This window comes from Nocardiopsis sp. NPDC055824 (assembly GCF_053616335.1).
The window spans coordinates 1-2,919 of sequence record NZ_JBSHDN010000369.1; the positions used below are offsets into that span (position 1 = coordinate 1).

Below are 2,919 nucleotides of genomic sequence, written 5' to 3' on the forward strand. Positions count from 1 at the left end.
GCCCCGAGGGGCGGCGGCACGGCGTTGCTCCTGTCCGGGGTCAGACCCAGGAGTCGAAGTTCTTGCTCTCCGCGCCCGAGGTGGTGGACGGACCGCGGTCCGGCAGGATGCGGGTGTCCGGCGGGAGGGACAGCAGCGCCTCACCGATGGAGGCCAGCTGCGTCGTGTAGTCGATGTAGGTGTTGCCGACCATGCCCGGCTCGCCCTTGCGCAGCGCGTCGCCGCTGAAGACGACGCCCAGTTCGGCGATGTAGTAGCCGACGCTGCCGGAGGAGGTCCCGGGCAGGGCGAGGACGTCGATGTGCAGGTCCGCGATGTCGAGGGCGCCCTGGCCCTCCACCTCGATCTCGGGCCGGTGCTCGGCCCCGTGGTGGCGCCGCCAGGCGCGCATCTCGCGGGGGTGCAGCGCGATGTCGGCGTCCGCCTCCTCGGCGACCTTGATGGCCGACTCGATGTGCGGACCGTAGGCGTTGGTGCAGGCCACGAGGTAGATCTCGCGGTCTCCGACGGCCTCCAGGACGGCCTCGGCGTCGTAACCGGGGTCGATGACGATGACGCCCTCGTCGTCCGCCTTCACGATCCACGTGTTGGCGACGACGTCGAACTTCTCGTCGTCGAACTCGAAGACGCCGACGCTGCGCACGCGCGTGATGCCGTCGGGGTCGGGGCCGGTCACGCCGACCTCCTCCGTCTCGTCGGCGAACAGCCCGACGGGCTCGTCCGCCTCGGCCGCCACCGCCTCGGCGTCCTCGTCCGCCTCGGCGGCCTCCGCGTCGGGCTCCCCCTCGCCGACGACGGGCTTCTCGTCGTCGGCGGGCGCCTCGTCGGCATCGGCGTCGGCGACGGGCTTCTCGTCGGTGGAGGCGGCGTCCGCCTCGGCCCCGCCGGGGTCCTTCTCGGAGCCGTCGGCCCGGCCGGAGTCCTTCTCCGAGGCCTCCGCGACCGCGTCCTTCTCCTCGGACGGGTTCTCCCCGGCCGTGCCGGAGTCGGTCGCCCCGGCCGCCGCCTTGTCGTCCACCGCGACCTCCGCAGCGGAATCGGTGGCCTCCGGGCCTTCCTGCTTCTTCGGCTTCCGCTTCCAGAACACGGCGTCAGACCTTTCGGTTTCGTCCAGGTACAGGTAGTTCTGCTGCGACCATTGTCGCGCTACCGCGCAGTGGTCGGTACCGTACCGGACGCCGGAGGGCGACACGCTGGTCACCCCTTGATCAGAGGCACCCCCGTCGCGGGCTCCACGAGCTCGTCGAACGCGTCGGGGGCGGTGGTGTGGCGTCCGAGCCGGTGGCCCGTGAGGCTCCCGTGGTCGTCGCTGGAACCGGTCACCACCACGCCCAGGTCGGCGGCCACGCCCCGCCAGTACGCGGTCTGCTTCCGGTTGTGGGAGGGGTGGTCCGCCTCGATGCCCCCCAGCCCCGCCTCGACCATGCGCTCCACGAGGTCCAGCGGGACGGCCCCGTTGAGGGAGCCCTCCGCGCGGGCCGGATGGGCCAGGGAGCACACCCCGCCCGCGGCCCTGACCAGGCCGACCGCGCGGACGGGGTCGATCGCGTAGCGGGAGGCGTAGGCGGGGCCGCCCGAGCCGATCCAGCGGTCGAAGGCGTCCTGGACGTCGCGGGCGGCGCCGGCCTCCACGATCGCGCGGGCCAGGTGGGGGCGGCCGATCGTGTTGGCGTCGGCGTACTCCGCCCGGCCCGCCCCCGCGATCTCCAGGACCCGCTCCCAGGAGACGTCCACCCCCTGCTCCCTGAGCTTGCGGACCATCTCCTCCGCACGGGAGGCCCTGTCGGAGCGCACCCTGCGCAGTTCGCCGTCCAGGCCGGGGTCCTCGGGGTCGAAGAGGTAGGACACCAGGTGGACGCTGGAGCCGGCGTAGGCGCAGGACAGCTCCATGCCCGGGACGAGCGTGAACCCCGGCGGGAGGTGCGCGGCCGCCTCCCCGATCCCGCCGACGGTGTCGTGGTCGGTGAGGGCCAGGACGTCCAGACCCGCGGCGACCGCGTGCCCGACGACGTCGGCGGGGGCGTCGGTCCCGTCGGAGACCGAGCTGTGCGAGTGCAGGTCGATACGTGTCACCGGGCGATTGTACGTAAGTCCCGGCCCGGGTGCCCCGAACGGGTGGGCCCGCGGGCCCCGGTCAGCGCTCCCGGGGCGCGAGGACGCGGGAGAGGAAGGGGCTCGCCGCCCCGAACGGCGGCTCCAGCGCAACGCCGCCGTCGTTGATGTCGCGCAGGTCCCTCAGGGAGTTGATCTCGCACATGAGGAGGCCGGTGTCGGCGGAGGCGAAGACGATCCACAGCCAGTGGGCGAGCGCCTCGCCCGTGTACACCGCCCGGTCGCGTCCCACCGCCAGGTTCCACAGCGCGATCTCGTGGCCGTCGAACCGCAGTTTGGCGTCGGCCGCCGCCGCGTCGAAACCGTTGCCGGGATCCGGCCCGTCCAGGCCGGCGAGGCGTGCGCCGAGCCCGACGCCGGGGTCCTCGGCGACGATGGCGATCTCGCCGACCCCGCCGAGGGGGTCGGGTCCGGACAGGGCGACGACCGTGGCGAGCGCGCCGCTGCGTTCGTCACCGGCCTCGGCGAACCCGGTGACGACCCAGTTGGCGGGCAGCGGCCAGGGGATCCACACCGGGACGCGCGCCTGGGGCAGGAGTGCCTCGAGCGAGGACGTGCCCGGGGCGCGAACCCCCTGCAGCGGGGCCACGGCTCCGTGGACGTCGCACTGCCAGGCGCTGGTCCACAGCCCCGGAGGCTGGACCGCGCGCCCGCACCGGGGACACGAGGGCTCGGTCTTCATGCTGTTTGCGACCTACCCGGGCACCCCGGCGGGAAAACGCCCGGTGGGGGGGGGGGGGGCGCGCCCCCGCCCCCCGGTGGGGCCCCCCGACCCCCACCACGGCAGCGGGGGGGGGGGGTGGGTGG

Annotated in this window: 3 protein-coding genes; all 3 read right to left on the bottom strand. The window is 74.2% G+C overall.

Annotated features, from left to right (window positions below; all coding sequences use genetic code 11):
- Positions 1 to 40: 40 nt before the first annotated feature.
- The 3 genes from ACWGL3_RS31870 to ACWGL3_RS31880 all read right to left on the bottom strand — a co-directional run bounded on the left by ACWGL3_RS31870 (position 41) and on the right by ACWGL3_RS31880 (position 2,794).
- The gene (locus tag ACWGL3_RS31870) at positions 41 to 1,087 is read right to left on the bottom strand and encodes an MBL fold metallo-hydrolase (RefSeq protein WP_452462148.1); all 1,047 of its coding nucleotides are present in this window, start codon (positions 1,085 to 1,087) and stop codon (positions 41 to 43) included.
- A 110-nt stretch (positions 1,088 to 1,197) separates the two neighbouring features.
- Positions 1,198 to 2,073, bottom strand: coding sequence for a PHP domain-containing protein (locus ACWGL3_RS31875; protein ID WP_267948234.1), 876 nt, complete (start codon positions 2,071 to 2,073; stop codon positions 1,198 to 1,200).
- 61 nt (positions 2,074 to 2,134) lie between these two features.
- Positions 2,135 to 2,794, bottom strand: coding sequence for a DUF6758 family protein (locus tag ACWGL3_RS31880; protein ID WP_267948233.1), 660 nt, complete (start codon positions 2,792 to 2,794; stop codon positions 2,135 to 2,137).
- Positions 2,795 to 2,919 lie beyond the last annotated feature (125 nt).

Coding starts and splice junctions, on each gene's coding strand:
- ACWGL3_RS31880 (WP_267948233.1), bottom strand. CDS start 2,794: ATGAAGACCGAGCCCTCGTGTCCCCGGTGCGGGCGCGCGGTCCAGCCT.